Origin of the sequence: Thiobacillus sp., from assembly GCA_024235835.1 — a bacterium.
Taxonomy (GTDB): domain Bacteria; phylum Pseudomonadota; class Gammaproteobacteria; order Burkholderiales; family Thiobacillaceae; genus PFJX01.
In genome coordinates this window covers 118,953-138,859 of record JACKLQ010000001.1, presented here as the reverse complement: position 1 = coordinate 138,859, position 19,907 = coordinate 118,953, and the positions used below count along the sequence as shown (strand labels likewise).

Annotated in this window: 19 protein-coding genes; 7 read left to right on the top strand and 12 right to left on the bottom strand. The window is 67.2% G+C overall.

The window, feature by feature from the left end:
- Window positions 1–14 precede the first annotated feature (14 nt).
- The 7 genes from asnB (at window position 15) to H6935_00685 (ending at window position 8,096) form a co-directional block, all read left to right on the top strand.
- Window positions 15–3,095, top strand: a complete 3,081-nt coding sequence (gene asnB / locus H6935_00715) for an asparagine synthase (glutamine-hydrolyzing) (protein ID MCP5276872.1) — start codon at window positions 15–17, stop codon at window positions 3,093–3,095.
- Window positions 3,092–3,874 carry a class I SAM-dependent methyltransferase gene (locus tag H6935_00710; protein ID MCP5276871.1) on the top strand — a complete coding sequence of 261 codons (783 nt, stop codon included), beginning with the start codon at window positions 3,092–3,094 and terminating at the stop codon, window positions 3,872–3,874. The genes asnB and H6935_00710 overlap by 4 nt, the downstream gene beginning before the upstream one ends.
- 4 nt (window positions 3,875–3,878) lie before the next feature.
- On the top strand, window positions 3,879–4,652 hold the full coding sequence (locus H6935_00705) for an FkbM family methyltransferase (protein ID MCP5276870.1): 774 nt from the start codon (window positions 3,879–3,881) through the stop codon (window positions 4,650–4,652).
- Window positions 4,649–5,371 (top strand): hypothetical protein, encoded by a 723-nt coding sequence (locus H6935_00700; protein MCP5276869.1) that lies wholly within the window; start codon window positions 4,649–4,651, stop codon window positions 5,369–5,371. Before H6935_00705 ends, H6935_00700 begins: the two co-directional genes overlap by 4 nt.
- The gene (locus H6935_00695; GenBank protein MCP5276868.1) at window positions 5,371–6,483 is read left to right on the top strand and encodes a hypothetical protein; all 1,113 of its coding nucleotides are present in this window, start codon (window positions 5,371–5,373) and stop codon (window positions 6,481–6,483) included. Before H6935_00700 ends, H6935_00695 begins: the two co-directional genes overlap by 1 nt.
- Window positions 6,480–7,427, top strand: a complete 948-nt coding sequence (locus tag H6935_00690; protein MCP5276867.1) for a methyltransferase domain-containing protein — start codon at window positions 6,480–6,482, stop codon at window positions 7,425–7,427. The genes H6935_00695 and H6935_00690 overlap by 4 nt, the downstream gene beginning before the upstream one ends.
- A 96-nt stretch (window positions 7,428–7,523) precedes the next feature.
- The gene (locus H6935_00685; GenBank protein MCP5276866.1) at window positions 7,524–8,096 is read left to right on the top strand and encodes a redoxin domain-containing protein; all 573 of its coding nucleotides are present in this window, start codon (window positions 7,524–7,526) and stop codon (window positions 8,094–8,096) included.
- A 133-nt stretch (window positions 8,097–8,229) separates the two neighbouring features.
- On the opposite strand, the gene H6935_00680 is transcribed toward H6935_00685, so the two are convergent.
- The 12 genes from H6935_00680 to H6935_00625 all read right to left on the bottom strand — a co-directional run bounded on the left by H6935_00680 (window position 8,230) and on the right by H6935_00625 (window position 19,863).
- Window positions 8,230–8,424, bottom strand: a complete 195-nt coding sequence (locus H6935_00680; GenBank protein MCP5276865.1) for a hypothetical protein — start codon at window positions 8,422–8,424, stop codon at window positions 8,230–8,232.
- 26 nt (window positions 8,425–8,450) lie between these two features.
- Window positions 8,451–9,167 (bottom strand): WbqC family protein, encoded by a 717-nt coding sequence (locus H6935_00675; protein MCP5276864.1) that lies wholly within the window; start codon window positions 9,165–9,167, stop codon window positions 8,451–8,453.
- Complete coding sequence (locus H6935_00670) at window positions 9,164–10,360, bottom strand: aminotransferase class I/II-fold pyridoxal phosphate-dependent enzyme (protein ID MCP5276863.1); 1,197 nt, start codon at window positions 10,358–10,360, stop codon at window positions 9,164–9,166. The genes H6935_00675 and H6935_00670 overlap by 4 nt, the downstream gene beginning before the upstream one ends.
- 11 nt (window positions 10,361–10,371) lie before the next feature.
- Entirely contained in the window at window positions 10,372–11,523 is a 1,152-nt protein-coding gene (locus tag H6935_00665; GenBank protein MCP5276862.1) for an aminotransferase class I/II-fold pyridoxal phosphate-dependent enzyme, read from the bottom strand.
- Between the two features lie 77 nt (window positions 11,524–11,600).
- Window positions 11,601–12,302, bottom strand: a complete 702-nt coding sequence (locus tag H6935_00660; GenBank protein ID MCP5276861.1) for a class I SAM-dependent methyltransferase — start codon at window positions 12,300–12,302, stop codon at window positions 11,601–11,603.
- Window positions 12,299–13,294, bottom strand: coding sequence for a hypothetical protein (locus H6935_00655; GenBank protein ID MCP5276860.1), 996 nt, complete (start codon window positions 13,292–13,294; stop codon window positions 12,299–12,301). The genes H6935_00660 and H6935_00655 overlap by 4 nt, the downstream gene beginning before the upstream one ends.
- An 8-nt stretch (window positions 13,295–13,302) precedes the next feature.
- Window positions 13,303–14,988 (bottom strand): hypothetical protein, encoded by a 1,686-nt coding sequence (locus H6935_00650; GenBank protein ID MCP5276859.1) that lies wholly within the window; start codon window positions 14,986–14,988, stop codon window positions 13,303–13,305.
- Between the two features lie 21 nt (window positions 14,989–15,009).
- Complete coding sequence (locus H6935_00645) at window positions 15,010–16,011, bottom strand: GSCFA domain-containing protein (protein ID MCP5276858.1); 1,002 nt, start codon at window positions 16,009–16,011, stop codon at window positions 15,010–15,012.
- A 109-nt stretch (window positions 16,012–16,120) separates the two neighbouring features.
- A complete protein-coding gene (locus tag H6935_00640) occupies window positions 16,121–17,113 on the bottom strand; it encodes a radical SAM protein (GenBank protein MCP5276857.1) in 993 nt (330 codons plus the stop codon).
- Window positions 17,114–17,126: 13 nt separating this feature from the next.
- On the bottom strand, window positions 17,127–17,888 hold the full coding sequence (locus H6935_00635; GenBank protein MCP5276856.1) for an FkbM family methyltransferase: 762 nt from the start codon (window positions 17,886–17,888) through the stop codon (window positions 17,127–17,129).
- Window positions 17,885–18,364: a hypothetical protein gene (locus tag H6935_00630; GenBank protein MCP5276855.1), complete on the bottom strand. Its 480-nt coding sequence runs from the start codon at window positions 18,362–18,364 to the stop codon at window positions 17,885–17,887. Before H6935_00630 ends, H6935_00635 begins: the two co-directional genes overlap by 4 nt.
- Before the next feature lie 311 nt (window positions 18,365–18,675).
- Window positions 18,676–19,863, bottom strand: coding sequence for a tetratricopeptide repeat protein (locus H6935_00625; GenBank protein MCP5276854.1), 1,188 nt, complete (start codon window positions 19,861–19,863; stop codon window positions 18,676–18,678).
- Between the last annotated feature and the right edge of the window lie 44 nt (window positions 19,864–19,907).

The window sequence follows — 19,907 nt, the reverse complement described above, 5'->3', positions numbered from 1 at the left end:
AACCCAAGCGTTTTATGTGCGGCATCGCGGGCCTCATCGACAAACACGGAAAGCACTCGCCGGATGCCCTGCGCGCCATCATGGCCCGCATGACCGACGCCATCGCCCACCGGGGTCCGGACGACGCCGGCACCTGGATTTCCGCTGACGGCCGGGTCGCCCTGGGCCATCGCCGCCTGTCCGTCATTGATGTCAGCAGCGCCGGCCACCAGCCCATGCCGGACACAACCGGCAGTCGCGCCCTGGTGTTCAATGGCGAAATATATAACTACCGCGAGTTGCGTCGGGGTCTGGAGCGTTCCGGACAGTCCTTCCACACCCTGAGCGACACCGAGGTCCTGCTGTCCATGCTGGGCCTCCAGGGGGTGCGGGCCCTGGACATGCTGGACGGCATGTTCGCCTTCGGCCACTACGACACCGCCAGCCACACCCTGCTCCTGGCCCGGGACGCCTTCGGCGAGAAGCCGCTGTACTACTGGGACGGACCCGACTGCTTCCTGTTCGCTTCGGAACTCTCCGCCATCCTGGCCTCCGGCCTGTTCGACGGCGGCATCGAGGGCGCGGAGCTGGCAGCCTACCTGCATTTTCGCTACGTGCCCCAGCCCTTCTCCATCTTCAGGGACATCCGCAAGCTGGAGCCCGGCTGCCTGCTGACCTGGCAGGACGGCCGCATCGACAGGAAGCGGTGGTTCAGCTTCCAGCTGCCGGAGAACCTGCCCATCGCCGACCCCCGCCAGGTCGCCGAGGCCCTGGAACACGAACTCACCGCCGCAGTGAAGTCCCGCCTGGTGAGTGACGTGCCCCTGGGGGCCTTCCTCTCCAGCGGCGTGGACTCCTCCCTGGTCTGCGCCCTGGCCACGAAGAAGCTGGGCGTGCCCCTGAACACCTACACCATCGCCTTCGACGGCGGCGAGTCGGAACACGAGGACGCCGCCCGCATCGCCGAGGTCCTGGGCACCACCCACCACTGCCACCACGTCAGCCACCAGGACCTGCTGGACGTGGCCGCGCGCATGGGCAGCATCCTGGACGAGCCCAACGGCGACCGCTCCTGCGTCCCCACTTACCTCCTGTCCCGCTTCGCCCGCCAGGACATCACCGTGGCCCTGTCCGGGGACGGCGGCGACGAATTGTTCGCCGGGTACGGCCGCTATTTCGGCGCCCAGGCCGCCCTGGGCGACGGCCTCACACCGGCCCAGCTGGCGCCCCTGTACTTCGACCGCTTCCTGCCCGTCATGCCCCTGGAGCAGCTGGTGCAGCTGTTCGGCGGCCTGCCGGAGCGCTTCCAGGAGATCTACGCCGGCATCCTCCTGGCCATGGCCCCCGCCCGGGGCGCCATCAATACCCTGAGGGTGCTGGACGCCAACAGCTACCTGCCCGGCGCCGTGCTGGCCAAGGTGGACCGCATGAGCATGGCCCATGGCCTGGAGGTGCGGGCCCCCCTCCTGTCCACGGCCATCGCCCGGCTGGCGGGGCGTATCCCCCTGGCCCGGCACCTGGCCGACGGCAAGGGCAAGTTCCTGCTGCGCCACATCCTCAAGAAACACCTGCCGGCGGAATGGGTGGATCGCCGCAAGACCGGTTTCGGCATGCCCCCCGCCTTCCTCAAGGCCCATGCCGACTTCTTCGGCAATGAACTGGCCCGGGCCGTGCACGACGGTGCCGCACTGGCCCGGGTGCTTGACGTGCGGCGGCTGCGGACTTTGCTGCCCCAGGCCAACAACAACATCGTCTGGGCGGTCATCGTCCTCAACCAGTGGCTGGAGAAGGTGTACGCCCGGGCCGGCGCCACCCGGGACGAATCCGGCGCCGTGGAGATCCGGCCCCTGCGCGGCGTCCACTTCGGCCAGGAGGAGGCGGGCGCCGGCCACGGCCGGGACATCCTGGATATCCTGGCCAAGCCCCTGCCCCGCCGTCAGGCGTCCCCGCCGCCCGGCCTCGACGAACTGGTTGCCGCCTTCGATGCCGCCGGCGTGGGCCCGGCCCCGCTGAACGTCTTCACCTACCACACCCGGGTGGCCGAGGCCTACCAGCCCATCGAGACCTTCGACGTGAAGGGCCTGGACCACCGCAGGTTCGATTACGACTACATCCTGGCCTATTTCTCCCATGCCGCCGCCGGCGTGTTCCCCGGCAGCAACGTCATCCTGGTCACCGACCTGGACTCCCCCGTCCCGGCGGGCCACCGCTTCACCCACGTGGTGCGCCTGGCGGTGAACAAGGAGGAGCCCATGTACCAGCGGGTGCGGGCCATGGCCGCCTACGTGAATTCCGCCGCCTTCAATGCCAGCACCCTGTTCCTGGATTCCGACGCCTTCGTGGGCCAGGACTTCCGCGAAGTCCTGGATGGCGACTTCGACATTGCCGTCACCTTCCGCCCTGACCCGGCCATGGTGCTGAACGAGGGCGTCCAGGCCGCCTCCCATCGCCGCCCCGGGCAAGTGCGGGCCTTCTACAACGGCTACCTGGCCACCTACGCGCAACTGGCCCTGGACCCGGACGTCCAGGCCCGCTACCCCCATGGCATCAAGAAGTGGCGCGGCGGCCAGCTCTCCCTCAACAGCGTGGCCTGGGACGGGTCCTACCCGGAGAACGGTGAGGTGCGCACCCTGGACGGCACCCGCATCCTGTACCTGCCCTGCAGCGCCTACAACCACAAGCCCGGCCCCTCCGACGGCCTGCTGGACCTGCTGCCCAGGCAGGTGGTGCACTTCAAGGGCAACGCCAAGGAATTCGACTTCCTGCGCCGCTACACCCTGGAGCGCAACCTGCCCGGCTGGCCCCTGGCGGACCTCCTCATCGAGACCGGCCAGGCCGAAGGCGTACCCGGCGACGAAGCCCTGGTGCAGGCCTACAACCGACTGATCGGCCGCCGTCACTACGGGGCCGCCAAGAACCTCTTCCTCAGCGTGCTGGAGCGGCAGCCTGACAGCGGCCTGGCCCACAGCCTGTTGGCCCTGCTCCACTTCCGCATCGAGGGAGACTGGAACAGCGCCCGCGCGAGGGGGCACCAGGCCCTGGCCACGGGCAGGGTGCCGGAGGGCCTGCAAGCCGAGATCAACCGCATGATGAAGACCACGGAAGCCACCCAATGAGCATCAAGCCCAACTTCGCCCTCTACAACAAGGAATTCACCAAGCCCCCCTTCGACAACCCCCTGGTGAAGAACCTCTTCGTCATGCACGTCCAGGCCCTGGGCCAGATGCTCAACCTGAACCAGCCCGGCAGCGGCGCCGCCGTCCACGACGACATGATGGTGTGGTACCGCAACCTGGGCTTCCTGGAGGACATCGACTTCATCCGCGCCATGGGCCCCCATGCCGAGGACCCCATCCTCCTGGCCCGGGTGTGGCGCATCTACACCCTGTGCTGGGCGGCCAGGAGCTGCCTGGGCGTGGAGGGGGACTTCATCGACCTGGGCTGCTACGACGGCAAGACCGTGGAGGTGATGGAGCGCTTCTGCGACTTCCGCAAGGTGCAGGGCAAGACCTGGTGGCTCTACGACATCTTCGACAACCCGCCCCAGGAGGCGAAGAAGTCCGGCCATGGCCCCCAGCTCTACGACCAGGTGCGCAACCACTTTGAGCCCCTGGGCAACTTCCGCGTCATCCAGGGTGCCGTGCCCGGAAGCTTCGAGCAGGGCCTGCCGGAAAAGATCGCCTTCGCCCAGGTCGACCTGAATGCCGCCGAGCCGGAACTGGCCGTGCTGCCCTTCATCGTGGAGCGCCTCAGCCCCGGCGGCATGATCGTGTTCGACGACTTCGGCTTCAAGCGCTACCGCCTCAGCCACATCGGCGAGCGGGAGTTCTTCCGCGCCCGGGGCGAGCTGGTGTGGGAGAGTCCCACCGGCCAGGGCCTGTACATCAAGCGCTGAGCCCGTGGACCTGAGCCAGTACGAGAAGCTGGACCCCCAGGTGGTGCTGAAGGCCGCCGATGGCGGCCGCGTCATCTTCAAGACGCCCAACCGCCTCAGCCTGGCCCGGGTGCAGACCCTCTACAGCAAGGAGCCCCATACCATCGCCTGGCTGAACGGCCTGGCGGAAGAGTCGGTGCTGCTGGACGTGGGCGCCAACATCGGCCTCTACAGCCTCTACGCCGCCACGGCCCGGCGCTGCCGGGTCTACGCCTTCGAGCCGGAATCCCAGAACTACGGCCTGCTCAACCGCAACATCCAGGCCAACGGCCTGGATGACCGCATCACCGCCTTTCCCTGTGCCCTGTCGGACCGTGTGGGCCTGGACCGCCTCTACCTGTCCGGGTTCGAGACCGGCGCCTCCTGCCACAGTTTTGGCGCGCAAGTGGACTTCAACCTGCGGGAGCGGGACTCCTCCTTTGCCCAGGGCTGTGCCAGCTGGACCCTGGACGCCGCCGTCGCGGCCGGCGCCCTGCCCGTGCCCCGCTACATCAAGATCGACGTGGACGGCTTCGAGCACAAGGTCATCTCCGGCGCCCGCGCCACCCTGGCCGGTGCCGGCGTGGCGGAACTGCTCATCGAGGTGAACCCCCAGCTGGCGGAACACCATGCCATGGTGGAGGACCTGACCGTCCTGGGTTTCCGCCACGACCCCGCCCAGGCCCGGGCCGCCAGCCGCCCGGAGGGCCCCTTCGCCGGGGTGGGGGAATGGCTGTTCAGGCGGGAGGCCGCGGCTTGAACGGCTCCGTCGCAACGGAGGACTACGCCACCGAGATGGCCGTCCTCTACCGCCTCATGAACGCCGAGGTGAAGACCTGGCCCTTCCCCCACTTCCATGTCACCGACGTCTTCCCCGCCCCCGTCTACCAGGCCCTCATCGACCAGTTGCCGGCCGACGACGCCTACACCCCCATCCGGGAATACGGCACGGTGGGCCTGGACAACAGCAGCGAGCGCCTCATCCTCTCCCTGGGGGAGGCCAACCCTGGCGTGCCGGCGCCCTGGAGCCAGGTGGGCGCATGGATGCTGGGCAGCCGCTTCGCCAATGCGATGCTGAGCAAGTTCCGTCCCTTCGTCACCCGACAGTGGGGCGAGGCCCTGGCGAAGAAGCGCCTGCTCAAGGACGCCCGCCTGGTGCGGGACTTCACCAACTATGCCCTGCCGCCCCATACGGACATGCCCGAAAAGGTGCTGGCCTTCCTGTTCTATCTGCCCCGGGATGCCACCGACCCCCATCTGGGCACTTCCGCCTATGTCCCCAACGACCCGGACTTCCGCTGCCCCGGCGGCCCCCACCATCCCCGGGAGGCCTTCACCCGGGTCACCACCGCCCCCTACCTGCCCAACTCCCTGTTCGGCTTCATCCGCACCGACAACGCCTTCCACGGCGTGGAACCCGTGACCGATGCGGGCGTACAACGCGACCTGTTGCTCTACAACCTGTACCTGGTGGACTGATGTCCGAACACGCCCAGGGCCGCCCCCTCTTCTCCTTGTTCTTCATCTCCGGTTGGCTGCTGGCCTTCTACCAGCGCGTCCTCAAGGCCAAGCGCCGCGACAGGGGCGCCCTCTCCCTGCTGCTCAGGTCATGGTGGCTGGGCCCCCGGGCCATCCCCCTGGGGGGCGCCCAGCGCTCCGGCCCCCATGCCTACACCGTAACCCTGGACGAGGACTTCTGCAGCGACGAGATGGGCCACACCACCCTGCTGCTGCTGGAGGACGGCAAGCCCCTGCCGCTGCCCCATGCCACCTCCATCAAGAAGATCGCCAGTCACGGCCAGGGCCGCTGGGTCCACGTGGGCCGCAAGCTCATCTTTTCTCCCAGCGACAATGCCGACCTGGCCAGCACGCCCCACCAGTACCACCTCATCGACGGACTGGGCGGCAACCCGACCCTGTTCGGTCCCCTATCCAAGCTGGCCCAGTTGCGGAGCACTTTCCGCAACCCGGCGGCCTACGCCCTGGCCAAGCTCCAGCTCGTCCTGGCCAAGCGCCTATCCGTGGGTCGGCAGAGGGAAGTGGACGACCGCAACCTACTGGTGGAGAGCCTGGGGCTGGACCTGTCCGCCGTCTTCCTGCCAGACCTGTCCGTAGGCCGCCTGGCCCTGGAGGTGCTGCCCGCGGGCGGGGCCCACCGTGTCCAGGCCGACCTCCGGGACATGACCTGGGGCGGGCTGCGACTGGACGAGTTGAAGCTGACCCTGGAAATCGAAAACTACCAACCCCGGCTGAAGGCCCTGTCGGCGCGTCGGGACGACGTCAACCTGATGCAACTCGCCACCCAGCCCGCCGAGGGCCCCTGGCAGTCCGCCCGCGTGGACGTGGCGGGCCTGGCGGCCCTGCGCAAGCAACTGGCCGCCGCCTGTGGCGGGGTGGAGGCGACCGCTGCCTGGCTGGAGGGCTGGATGGCGGACCTGGCCTCCGGCGCCCTGCCCATGGGACTGGAAATCGCCGAGGCCGACTGGACGGTCCTGGGCGACGCCCTGGCCGCCGACGGTCCGGCCGATGCCCTCACCCTGGACCTGACCAGGGCAGGCGAGTCCATCCTTGTCAGCGTGAGAATCCCATGACACCCAATACCCTGGACTGGCGCAGCCTCATCGGCAAGGACCTGGACCCGGCCTTCGCCCGGGAGGTGGAAGGCGTGCTGGCCCCCGCCCCCACGGGCAGCGCGGACAGCGCCCTCACCTTCGCCGATCGCCCCCCCGCCCCCGTGGTGCGGGGCATTCCCCGCTTCGTGGACTCGGACCACTACGTCTCGTCCTTCTCCTTCCAGTGGACCACCTACACCGACACCCAACTGGACAGCCGCCAGGGCGTGGCCCTCACCGAGCAGGACCTGGTACTGAAGACCGGCCTGTCGCCGGACGAGGTGAGAGGCAGGCTGGTGCTGGACGCCGGCGTGGGCATCGGCCGCCATGCCGAGCTGCTGGCCGGCTGGGGCGCCCATGTGGTGGGCGTGGACCTCTCCGATGCCGTGGAAACCGCCCGGGACAACCTGGCTCGCTTCCCCAACGCCCTGGTCATGCAGGCCGACATCGGCGCCCTGCCTTTCAGGCCCGCCAGCTTCGACGTCATCTATTCCATCGGCGTGCTGCACCACACCCCGGACACCCGGGCCTACACGGAAAGGTTGCTGCCCCTGCTGAAGCCCGGTGGCGTGCTGGCCATCTGGGTCTACCCGCCCCTGTTCCAGCGGCGGGGCGAATGGGTGCCCCTGGTCTCCCGCCTGCCGCCCCTGGCCTTCAAGGCCTGGAGCGAATGGGTCATCGACATGGCCCGGGCCCACCGCAACGACCTGTGGATGGAGTCCTTCATCCGCCAGTTCCCCTTCGCCACCCACCACCCCACCGCCCAGCGCAGCGTCCTGGCCCTGTTCGACGGCTACACCCCCACCTACCACTGGACCCACGCGCCGGAGGAAGTGGAGGACTGGTTCCGGGCCTGGGGCCTGGAGGACATCCGCCGCCTGGAGGAAGCCACCGCAGTGCGGGGCCGCAAGCCCACAGTCTAGGCCGCCCGTGGCCGGCAAAGGTCACGAAAATGTTAACCACGCGAAACGCCGACCGGCGCATTCTGGAGCCGTCGCACACGGACCACGGAGGCCAGCATGAGCCGCACTTCGAGAACCATGGGCCGCCTACTGGCCCTGATCGCCCTCCCCGCCCTGTTACTGGCCCTACCCTTCCTGGCCGACGGCCGCGCTGAAACAACCCAACAGCAAACGCCCGTCCCCGCGCCGGAATTCACCGCCCGCGCCACCGCCGACTGGATCAACGCCAACCCCCTCAGCATCTCCGACCTGAAGGGCAAGGTGGTGCTTCTGGATGTGTGGACATTCGGCTGCTGGAACTGCTACCGCTCCTTCCCCTGGCTGCGGGAGTTGGAAGCCCGCCTGGCGCCCAAGGGCCTGCGGGTGGTGGGCATCCACAGCCCCGAGTTCGACCACGAGCGGGACGCCGCCGCGGTGCGGGCCAAGGCCCGGGAGTTCGGCCTCACCCACCCCATCATGCTGGACAACGACTTCCGCTACTGGAAGGCCCTGAACAACCGCTACTGGCCCGCCTACTACCTTTTAGACAAGCAGGGCCGCATCCGCGCCCGGTTCTTCGGCGAGACCCACAGCGGCACGCCCCAGGCCAGGCAGATCGAGGTGGCAGTGGAGAAGTTACTGGCCGAGTGAAGGTGGGGCAGCGTAAGTAAATAGTCTGGAATTGGGCCAGATTAAATTCGAACCTGACCCCTCAAATTGCGTAACTTGCGCGAAAAATGAGCAGGTTCGTTCAAGGCTAACACTTGAGCAGGTTTTCTCTGGGTCAATACACGATGTCCTTCAGGCTCAGGCTCGGCGGCGGGAGGGCGTCCCGGTCGACGAGGAGTTCGACCGTGGTGTAGCACCTCCTGTCGTCCTGCCGGTAGCGCACACAGCCCAAGTCCTTGCCGTATTCGGCCTGGAAGTGCTTGGTGCCGTGCAGGCCGGGCGCAAGGCGTTTGGTGACCCGGACTGGCAATCCACGCCTGGGCCAGGGCTTCCCTTTCAGGCCACCGTCAGTTCCTGCCGGTCCAGCGCCGCCAACGCCGCTTCCGGTGTATTCCACATGAGCACATCCAGGATGGACAGGTGGGGCTCGAAGGCGTGGGGACCGCAGGCGTATTGCAGGTCCGGCAGGGGGGAGAACATCAGGCGGATGCCGGCCTGGCGCCATTCCTCAGGGCGGAACAGCTCCCGGCCGCCGGGGGGGTTGAGGTAGGCGTCTGCCCCCAGGGCCTGGGCGATGCGCAAGGCCCATTGGCCAGGGTGTGCAACGTCCGACAGGTTGAGGCCCAGTTCGCAGCAACGCTGGCCGTGCCAGGCCATGCCCAGGTAGTCGCAGACGGCGGCCAGGGCGGCGACGTTCAGGTCCACCAGGCCGGGGCCGGCGGCGCGGGCGAAGGCCTGCTCCACCAGTTCGACCACCCGGCGGTAATGGGGGGCGTGGCGGCGATAGTGGCCGAGCTGGCCCAGCAGGCGCTGTTGGGCGGCGGCGGGGTCCGCCAGGCGGATGTCCTTAAGCAGGGTGCCGTGGGGGGCGTGGGCCACGGGGGCGGAGATGTACTGCCAGCCCTGCCGCGGGTGAAGGATGCGGTTGCGGTTCATCCAGCTGCGCCGGTTGTACTGCACCACGTCGAACACCACCCAGCTATCCGTGTGGCGGAGGAGGGTGAAGTAGCCCAGGTAGGGGAAGAAGTAGGGCTGCATGATGCCCAGCCTCAACTTGTTCCCATCCTTCTCTTTTTCAGCTCCGGCCCGTGGGCCTGGATGAGGCGGATGAGACCGCACACCCGCTCCACGTTCGCCGGGCCCACGGCCTGGCCGGAGGGGAGCTGCATGAGGCGGGTACTCAGGTGCTCTGTGACGGGGAAGTCGCGCGGATCGTAGCCGGCGCGGTAGGTATGCAGGCGGTGCAGGGGCGGGTGGAAATAGCGGCGGCAGAGGACGTTCTCCATCTCCAGCAGCTCGAACAACGCGTCCCGGGAGAGGCCGGCCGCCGCCGCGTCCACGTCCAGCACCACGTACTGGTGGTTGTGGGGGTCTGCGTCGCCGTACTCCAGCACCCGGATGCCGGGGATGTCGCCCAGGCAGGCGCGGTAGGCGGCGTGGCGGCGGCGGTTGGCGGCCAGGTTGTCCGGCAGCTCGTCCAGGCTGAGCAGGGCCATGGCCGCCTGGGCCTCGCTCATCTTGGCGTTCATGCGCGGCGCGGCGTCGCAGAAGGTCTCGCCGTCGTGGAAGCTGCGCAGGGTGCGCAGGCGGGCAGCCAGTCGGGCGTCGTTGGTGGTGACGCAACCGCCCTCCATGCCGTTGATGACCTTGGTGGCGTGGAAGGAGAAGGCCTCGCCGGCGCCGAAGTTGCCCAGCCAGCGGCCACCGTGGGCGCAGGCGATGCCGTGGCATGCGTCGAAGAACAGGGCCAGGCCCTGCCGGTCCGCCAGTTCGGCCAGGGGCCCGGGGGCACAGGCCCGGCCCCACAGGTGCACCCCCAGGATGCCGACGGTGGCGGGGCCGATGCGGGCCGCCACGCCTTTGGGGCCCAGGGAGTGGGTATCCGGGTCCACGTCGCACAGCACGGGGGTGAGCCCGGCCCAGGACACGGCCTGTACCGTGGCGGGGAAGGAGAAGGCGGGCACGATCACCTCGCCCTTCAGTTCCAGGGCCCGGGCCAGAAGCATGAGGGCCACCGTGCCGTTCACCACGCAGATGGCGTGCTCCACCCCCAGCAGGCGGGCGAAACGCTGCTCCAGCTCACGCACCAGGGGTCCGTGGTTGGCGTACTGGCGGCGGGCGAAGAGGTGGCGGAAGGTGGCCTCAACCCGCTCCCAGGGGGGCAGGTTGAGCTGGGCCACGTGCAGGGGCTCGGCGAAGGCGGGGGCGCCGCCCAGGCAGGCCAGCTCGTTCGCCTGCAGCTTCACCCCATCCCCCTTCATGCCGCCACCTCCGCGTGCAGCCGATCCGCCACCGACCTGCCCCGCCCCGCCAGGAAGCGGAACAGGTTTCCCAGGGCGGCGATGTCCCCCAGGGATACGTGGTCGCCGCAGGGCAGTTGCAGGAAGCGGCGGGCCAGATCCTCGGCCACGGGCACGGGTAAGGGCTGGACACCTCCCTTACTGGACCGGGGCAGCAGGGGGCTGTAGTAGGCGTGGATGGCGACACCCTCGGCCCGCAGCACGGCCACGGTTTCATCCCGGCCGAGTGGCCAGGCGGGCCGCACCTCCAGAACCGCCAGCTGGTAGTGCTGTGTCTCACCCGCCGGGTAGTCCAGCAACGCCAGGCCGGGGAGGCCGACCAGGGCCCGCTGCCACGCCTCGTGGCGGCCCTTGTTGCGGGCGCGGATGGCGTCCAGCTCGTCCAGGCTGGCCAGGGCCATGGCCGCGTGGAACTCGTTGAGCTTGGCGTTCAGGCCAATGACGTGGGCCTGGTCCTCCAGGTCCAGGGTCTCGGGACCGGGAAAGCAGAAGTTGCGCTGCCAGCGCAGCAGGCGCGCCAGGGTTTCGTCGCGGGTGGTGATGTAGCCGCCCTCGAAGCCATTGACGAGCTTGGTGGCGTGCAGGCTGAACACCTCGGCCCGGCCGTTGCCCCCTGCAGGCCGGCCGTCGGCGGTGGCGCCGGCCCGGTAGACCGAATCGAAGATAAGGGGCACGCCGTGGCGCTCGGCCACCGCCTCCAGGCCGGCGATGTCGCCGGCGTCATGGGGGCTGCCCACGGCCAGGATGCTGGTAGTGTCCGGCGTGACGGCGAGGTCAGCGGCGGCGGGGTCCAGGGTGTGGCTGTGGGGGTCCACGTCGCAGAAGCAGGGCTGCTGGCCGGCCCAGGCGGCGAAATGGGGCAGGCCGCGGAAGGAGAAGGCGGGCATCACCACCCTGCCCCGCCGTCCCCCGGCCAGGATGGCCATGAGCATGGTGAGCCCCAGGCCGGCGTTGGCCACGGCCACGCAATGGGGCACCTGGTGCAGCGCCGCCAGGCGGGCCTCCAGCCGGCGCACAAGGGGGCCGTCGTTGGTGAGCCGCCGGCCTTCATAGGCCAGGCGGATGTTGTCCAGGAAGGCCTCCACCGGCGGCGCCGAGAGCTGGGCCATGGGCCGGGGCGCGTCAAACAGGGGCGAACCGCCGAACAGGGCCAGATCCTCCAGACGGGTCTTGGGGGGCAATATGCTCACGCGTCCATAGGGGTCAGGATGGCGTCGTAGCGGTAGGCGGCGGCGTAGAAGTCCGCCGGCATGCGGCGGACCTCAGCGTTCCATCCCGCCACCCGGGCCAGTTCCGCCAGTTCCACCTCATGCCGCCACACGCCGATGGGCGAGGCGGGGTCGGACTCCAGGCCGGGGCGGTATTCGCCATGGCGGAAGAAGTCCCCCATGCGGGCCTTGTCCGGCAGGTTGCCGAGAAACACGCGGGACAGCCCGGTGAAGCGGGTGCGCAGGCGGGTCAGACAGGCCAGGGCCTCGTCGGCGTCCAGGAACATGAACACGCCGTAGCACATGGCCTTGTCGAAGCGCTGCGGGTACGGGGCCGTGGCCAGGAAGTCCAGCAGCTCGCCGGCCTGGTAGAGGCGCTGGGGCGGGCGCTGGAAGTCACGCTGGGCCACGCCGATGAGGAAGTCGGAGAAATCCACCCCCAGGCCGCCTGCGCAGTGGTCGAAGACCCGGTCCGTGAGGGCCCCGTTGCCACAGCCCAGGTCCAGCAGCACGTCCTCGGCCTTCAGGGCCAGGCCGCCGGCCACGGAGGCGACGATCATGTCGATCTGCCCCGGTGCCACGGGCTGCCCATTGACGGTGCGCTTCACCTGGCCCCAGTAGTCGTCGGGGGCACAGGTGGCGGGATGGTCCCGGTAGAAGTAGCGGTCGGGAGAAGTCATGGTGGGGGCTCCGGTCGGGAATCAGGACGGGCAAGCAGCCAGCCCTGGATGGCGGCCAGCTTTTCCGGGGTCAGTTCGGGGTGGGCGGCGGCCTGGGGCATGTCCGAGGCAATATGCTTGAACAGCTCATCGCGGCCGAGCCAGCGGCGTGCCACGGCCCGGTTGCCTGACTGGTACCGGGCCAGCAGGTCCCGGCGGGCGGCGCCGTCCATCAGCGGCCCCTCCACGAACAGGCCGCTGCCGGCGGCCGCCCGGCTGAGGGCCATGAGGGGCTTGTGGTGGCGGCGCTTCTCCTGGGGACTCAGGGGCAGCCGGTTGACGGCCCGCTGGTAGGCCAGCAGATCCGGGTTGAGGGCGGTGTTCACCGGCGCCCCGGTCAGGTCGAAGCCCGCCTCCGGCAGGCCCAGCACGGCGAGGAAGTCCCGACGCACGTCGCCGCCGGGCAGATCGTCGAAGGGGCGCACGAAAATGTTTCCCTCACCGAAGACCGCCGCCCAGGCCTCCAGCCGGGCGTCGTAGTCCCACAGGTCCCGGCATTCCGCAATGCAGTCCTCCAACTCGCCGGCATAGCCCTGGGCCTTCACCGCCTGGTTGTACCAGGACAGGTGGGCCTCGTCCTGGCGGCGCAGGTAGACCAGCACCCGGGTACGCGCCGGAGCCAGGCCGATGCCGTCCAGGGCCCGGGCCACCATCTGTGGGTCGGACAGCAAGTAGAAATTCTCGCTGCTGAGGATGACGGGGCGGCCTGCGGCGGCGATCTCGACCTTCAGTGCGGCCAGCAGCTCGTCCAGGCCCCGGTCCTGGGGCGTGGCCCAGCCCGGGTAGCCGCCCCCCAGTAGGAAGGCCAGGTCATGGTGGCCGCAAGCGCGCATCACCGAGGAGGGATAGCACAGGCCCTGCTCCGCCAGCCGGGCCTGGTGGCCGGAGAGGAATCGCTCCAGGGCGGTGCTGCCGGTCTTGGGGGCACCGATGTGCAGCCAGCAGTCGGGCACGCCGGCCTTCACGGAGCGGCCCTCAGGGCGGCCAGGCGTTCCCTGTTGCGGGGCGAGGGGTCGCGACTGGCAGCGATCTCGGCGAACTCGATGGCGTTGGCCCTGTCGCCCTTGGTCTCCGCCATGCCGCTGAGCAGGGCGGCCGCCTGGGACGCCACCCAGCGTTCGCCGTCCAGCAGGCGCATCAGCAGGATGATGGACCGGCCCGTCTGGCCCTTGGCCTGGAGGTTCATGGCGTCCTTGAGCAGGGCGAGTTGCTCGGCCATGGGGATAAGGGCCCTCCCAACTGCGTCGCTGCAGAACATCCGCCCGCTGCCGCTGGCGGGGCCCTCTCCGGCCGCGCCGGCCCAGGCGCGGATCTGCTCGCCGAACAGGCGCAGGGTCTTGTCGACGTAGTTGTCCTTGGTCATGGGGTTGAACAGGGGCTTGCCGGCCTCCGGACCCTGGGGTTCCGAAGCGTCCAGGTACCAGGCCTTGATGGCCTGGCCCAGGTCGAAATAGAAGACGTCCGGATGGATCTTGAACAGGCGGTCGAACAGCCAGTAGGCCAGGGAGGCGCCGCATTGGGAGAACACGTAGATGCGCTCCTGGCCTTCGGCCCTGAGTGTCTCGACGGCCTGGCGGGTGCGTTCCAGGATGTCCCAGCGCATGAGCTGGCTGAAGTCGGGCTCGATGGACACGAAGCGGAAGTGGGCCGCACCCCAGCGCCGGTCCATGTCTTCGTAACGGTCGTTGGCGATGAGCACCACCCCGTGCCGGGCAGCGATGCCGGCCATGCGGCCGGCATCGCCGGAAACCATCCAGCGCTTTGGCAGCATGGCGTCGTAGACAGGCTCCTGGCGGGTGAAGATGGCTGCGAACAGATGTAAGCGTTTCAGGTGTCCCAGGGTAGGCTTGGCCAGGTTGAAAACTTCTTCCCGCCATGTCGGTACGCCCTTGAAGGATACGGCGCGCATGAAATCCGGATGGGGGACGTGGGCGGCCGCGTCCAGAAGTACTTCTTCCTGGAAGGACTCGATGAAATTGCTGTTCCAGGGCATTAACAGGCCGCAGAGACGCACGGCCAGGGCATATTTCTCAGCCAGGCTGAGGGGATCACATACAGGCTGGAGGCCCAGGTGGCCCCTCACCATCTCCACCTGGTACACGCTGTCCCAAAAACCATGGGGAAGGCGGACGTAGGCGAAGGGCCGCCCATGGTCCATGCGCCGCAACATCTCTTCCGAATCAGGCACCCGTAGCTCGTATGCCTTGTCAGCCACGCTGAAGGGGATAGGCCGACCTTGTGCGATCTCCCGCACATGGGCCATGTTGCGAGACTGCTCCTCAGGGTCGGCGAGGTCTATGGGGTCCGTACTGGTAACCTTGATGCGGCTGCGTAATTCCTCCACGTCCGGGAAGAGGGCCAGCAGCCCGCCTTCCAGACGGGGTAGCGGGCCATGGCGCATGGCATGGAAGACGGGGTTTTCACGGCCACATTCCGGGCGCCTCAGGCGATAGACAACCGGGTCGAAATCGGGAGATGGCAGGTAGCCCCTTTCCACCCCAACTTCCAGGAAGTGCTTCAGGGGGTCGTCATAGCCGTCCCGGAGAAGGGCATGGTGGTAGTGCCTGAGATAGAAGGCCGCGTCCAGCCATCCAGCGTTCTCGGGGTTCAGGCAGGGCTCTACGGGCCCCGTCTTCTCCTTGGTCATCCGCGCACCCGCTCAGAGGCGTCAAGTCGCGACGGCCAAATCCGGCCCCTGATCCGGCAAGGCCTCGAAATGCGTATCCATGAAGGCGGCGATGATGCGGTCCACCACCTCCTCCTTCACGTGCAGCCGGTCCTTGGCCTGGTAGGCGGTGGCGCCCGTGCCCCATACGATCTCGAAGGAGGGGAAGTAGTGCACCCAGTCGAACTCCCGGCAGATCTGGGCGGTGACGGCCCGCAGGGTGCACTTGCTCTCGTAGTTGTTCACGAAGATGTCGTCGCTGTTGAAGCTGCGGTGCAGGGGCACGGGGGACACGGTGAGGACCACCTGGACCTTGGGGTTCATCTCCTTGAGCAGCCTGAGGCTCACTCGCATGTTCTCCAGGTTCTCCTGGTAGTCGCTGGCGTGGAAGAAGGTCTCACGCAGACCGGAGCCGCCGCCGTAGACCGGCACCTGATTGCACACCAGGCCGTTGTCCTTCTTCTTGAAGACCTCGGTCATGCCCAGGGTGATGACGCATACATCGGCCTGGCGGAATCCATCCCGCATCACGACATTGATCTGTTCCAGGGCCTCGTGCAGGTCCTCCGGCGTCTTGCCGAACACCAGGCGACGGTAGGGGTCCTGGCAAAGGGTCCGTTCCCCCGCCACGAACACGCCGTTCTGGATGTCCCGCTTGTGCACCAGCCAGAGGTCATTGGCGGCCTGGGTCCACTGGCCGGCGGCCCGCTCAAGTTCCTGGCGTATTGAGAAGGTGTTGTAGTAGTTCATGTGCTCCCGCGCCGGCAGGGTATCGATCTTCATGCGATTCGGGTCGATGGCGATCCTGCTGTACTCCGGGTAGCAGCGCACGTTGCGGGCGGTGAGGGCCTTGCGGATCTCCTCGGCGAAGCAGCTGCCGATGGTCATGAAGCCCATGTCGCGGCGGAATAAGCGGTTCACCCGCACGGTGAGAGCGCCGGTGTTGAAGAGAACTTCCCACTTCCTGTTCGGATGGTCGGTGGGGACGATCTTGTTGAAGAACATCGTGGACTCCGGATTTGTTGGCCAGGCCTCTCAGGTAAACGAAGGGCCGCCCCGAGTTTACTTGACCCCCTCGGGGGGCGGGCTGGGCGCAGCCCGGCCCTGGGGGCGCTCAGTGGCCCACCTTGAGCACGTGGGCCTCCTGCCCCGTCTTGCCGGAACGGCCCAGCACCTGGCCGGTGCCGAAGCCCCGGGGGTTGAGGCCGCAGCCGTGGCAGATCTCGGTCTGATCCTGGATGAAGCGCCGGATCCAGGCATGGAGGGAAGGCTGCTGCCAGGCCTCCTGGAACGTCAGGTCCACCAGGTTCACGCGGCCGAACTGCTCCGGGTCGAAGGTGGTGCAGCAGGGGGTGAGGAAGCCCTCCACGGAGATGGCGGGGCGGAACCAGGGGGCGGTGCATATGTCGCCCTTGGGACGGGCGAAGTTGGGCGGCAGGATCTTCATGCCGGGTACCCTGGGCAGCACGGCGGCCAGGGCATTGAGGAACTCCAACCGCTGGGCCTGGCTCATGAGCCCGTAGGGGTCGCCGAAGTCCTGGAATTCCTGCATGTGCACCGGCGGGGCTCCCAGGGCATGAAGTTTCAGCAGGGTGGCGGGGATGTCCCTGTAGTTGACGGCGCTCACCACCATGGAGATGTGCACCGGCAGGCCTGCGGCCAGGCAGCCGCCCACCTGCCGCTCCAGCTTTTCCACCTTGGTGCCGAACCGCATCTGGTCGGCGATGCCCTGGTCCAGGCTGTCCACGGACACCCAGAATTCGTCCAGACCGGCCGCCACGGACTGGGCGTAGTAGTCCACCGTGCGGGACAGGGCGTTGGTGGTCATCTTCATGCGCCCGAACTTGCCACTCTGCCTGGCCATGGCCACCAGCTCGGTGAACTGGGGGTGCAGGGTGGGCTCGCCGATGCCGTGGAGGGTGACGAACTCGGTGAAGGGGATGTGATCCAGGATGCGCTGGAAGCGCTCCAGGGGGATGTGCAGGTCGGCCCAGGCCCCCTGGGCCATGGCCGTGGTGCGGGGACAGCCCGCGCACTTGAGGTTGCACAGGGTGGTGATCTCGATGGTGAGCTTGGCCAGGCGCTGGGGGGCGGCGAAGGGGTTCACGGCAAATTGCTCCTCAGTCGCGGAAGAAGAACACGCCTGCCTCGTCCTTGAGGAAGCGGTTGAAGCCCGAGTCCTTCATCACGTCGTGGATGGCCATGTGCTGGGGGTCTTTCTCGTCGATCTCGATCATGATGCTTTTGAGTCTGGCGTCCGCCAGGGTTTCCCGGGCGCCGGCCACGATCTTGGGTTCGATGCCGTCCACGTCCACCTTGATGTGGTTGGGCACGACGCCGGTGTTGCGCACGAACTCGTCGATGGACACCGATACCGCCGCCTGGGGAATCACCGCGTGCCAGAGTTCTTCTTCGCTGGGGCGGGCGTCGCCGTAGTTGTTGAGGGACTTGCCGGCCGTGATGGCGGACAGGTAGAGGTTGTCGAAGCCCAGTTTGTCAGACACCGCCAGGGGATAGGCATGCACCCGTTCCTGCAGGTCATTGGCATAGACGTTGTGGACCAGGGTGTAATAACTGGCGAAATGGGGCTCGAAGGCGTAGACCCGGCACCCGGGCACCACGGCGGCCATGAGGGCGAAGACCCCGTTGTTGCTGCCCACGTCGAAGAACACGTCATCCCGGTCGAACGCGAGAATCCATTTGTTCGTCATGGGCTCGCGGCGCTCCAGGCTCAGGGCGAAATGCAGACACTTTCGGTTTGGAATCGCGAACTTGATGCGGTGGCCGGCAAACTTCACCGTGACGAACTGGAGCGATATCTCGTACTGGCTGGCGATACGCTCGATATTCTCCATGGACTCGACGCGGGATTTCGGTTTCAAGGTGACTCTTTCGGGGTTGTCATGAGGAAATGAACAGGCTGGCGCGTGACGCCGGTGTTAGGCAGTTCGGCCAGCCCTGCGGAGACGGTCTGGGCAAGGCGCTCCACCTCTTCCCGGGTCTCCGGCGGTCTCAAGGCGTCGTTCAGCGGGGCCAGGCCCGCCAGGCGGTCCAGATAAGCAGCACGCTCCGCATAGACCTTCGGGTAGGGTGGATAAAGCTTGCGGAACTGATCGGGGTTGCCATGGGACGGGTCGCCTCCGCTTGCAGCCCGCTCCTTCATGGCCACCACGCTTGCGTCGTCCAGTCGCGCATACAGGGATGCAAGCATGGTCCGGCTGGTGAAGACGTCAACACCCGCTTCCCCTTGCACGCCTGCCTGCCGGGGACTGTCCAGGCCGGGGAGCGCGTCACGGCTGGATACCCTGGCAAGGTAAGCACTGTCCGGGCCGAAGGCCGTCACCGGAAGGAGGCTCATGGCTCGCAATTCCGGCCAAGGATGGAATTCAGCAAAGGGGGTCTGGTCATCGGCCTCTTCTTCATGCCTGCGCATCAAGCGCGGGGATCTGGATGACATGTTTGTCAGCAAATGCTGTGCCACCTGTTGCCGCATGAAAAAGAGGCGCCCTGAAACGGCTTACCGGGCATAGGGCCGGAATAAGGCCCAACAGGGCTAACCCTGCCGGCAACCCTTGCCATGAGGCGGCATGGATTGCCACTGGCCTGGAGACCACAGCTGCTCCCACCAACTATCGTGCCTGGCTCTCCGTGAATTGAAAAACAGGCATGTCAGGCAACGCCGGAGAAGCCGGCGTATTGATCCGCCTGGGGACTGATTCCCTGACCAAATCGGTCTTGCCCGGAAAACGCGAACTGGACGTGGGACGGATCAATCGTCCCGTTGGCGCTGGCGTTCTGGCGAATCTCGAAATAGACGGTGGCGGTGTACGCGGCTGCGTCGTAGTAAACCCCCACCGGATGCCGTGGCAAACTTATCTCCGTGTCAGGGATTTCCAGGTTGAAGTTGTAGCCGTCACCCAGGCCGGACCCGATGGACCGGCTGATGGTCCAGTTGAAGACATCCTCCACGGAGTCCTGGTCCATCTCCTTGCTGAAATAGAAGATCATGGAAAAGGTCTGGGAAGACTCTGCATTGGCCAGGTACGAGCCCAGGGCGGAAACCATGGTCCCCCTGCCCAGGCTGGTGGGAAAACTGCCGTCCTCCCCCACCGTGAGAATTTTCGGCTGATTCTTTTCGTAGAGATAGGCGGTCAAGGTTGCCGCCCTGGTGGCATCCTCGTCGCTCAGGGCCTCGACGAGGTCCTGGGCCTCGTCAAGCCGGCCCGTGTCGGCATAGACATAGCCCAGTTCCACATAGGCATCCCAGAAATCCCGCTGCACGTTGATGGCCTGCTGGAAGGCATCGATGGCTTCGTTCGTGCGGTCCTGCCTGGCGTAGACCTGGCCCAGGCCGTAGCTGCCGCTGGGCTCGCGGGGCTCCAGGGTCTGCACGCGCTTGAATTGCAGTTCGGCCTCGGTGTAGTTGCCGTTGGCCAAGTAGGCCTGACCGAGGGAAAAGCGGTTGACGGCGGAGGGGTCGATGCGCACCGCCCGCTCATACTCCACCTGAGCATCGCTGTAGCGTTCCTCGAAGTAATACACGTTGCCCAGGGCCGTGCGCAGCTCGGCATTGTTGGGGTCCATCCTCAAGGCCTGCTGGTAAGACTCGATGGCTCCCTGGCTGTCATTCTTCTGAGCATAGGACTGGGCGATCTGCTTGTATGCATCCACGGCGTAGGCGCTGTTGGGCGCCAAAGCGACAGCGCGACGGAACTCCTTGATGGCATCGTCGTATTTCTGGTCGATGAACAGGTCCAGGCCCCGGGTGAGGGCCCGCTGGGCCTGGCTTTCCAGTTGGGCGGACTGCGCGCCCGTGTAGGCGAACAGTCCAGTGGGGGTGACCGCGCTGATATTCATGATTCGCTACCCGCGATGTGCATGGCGTCAATCAGTTAACTTAA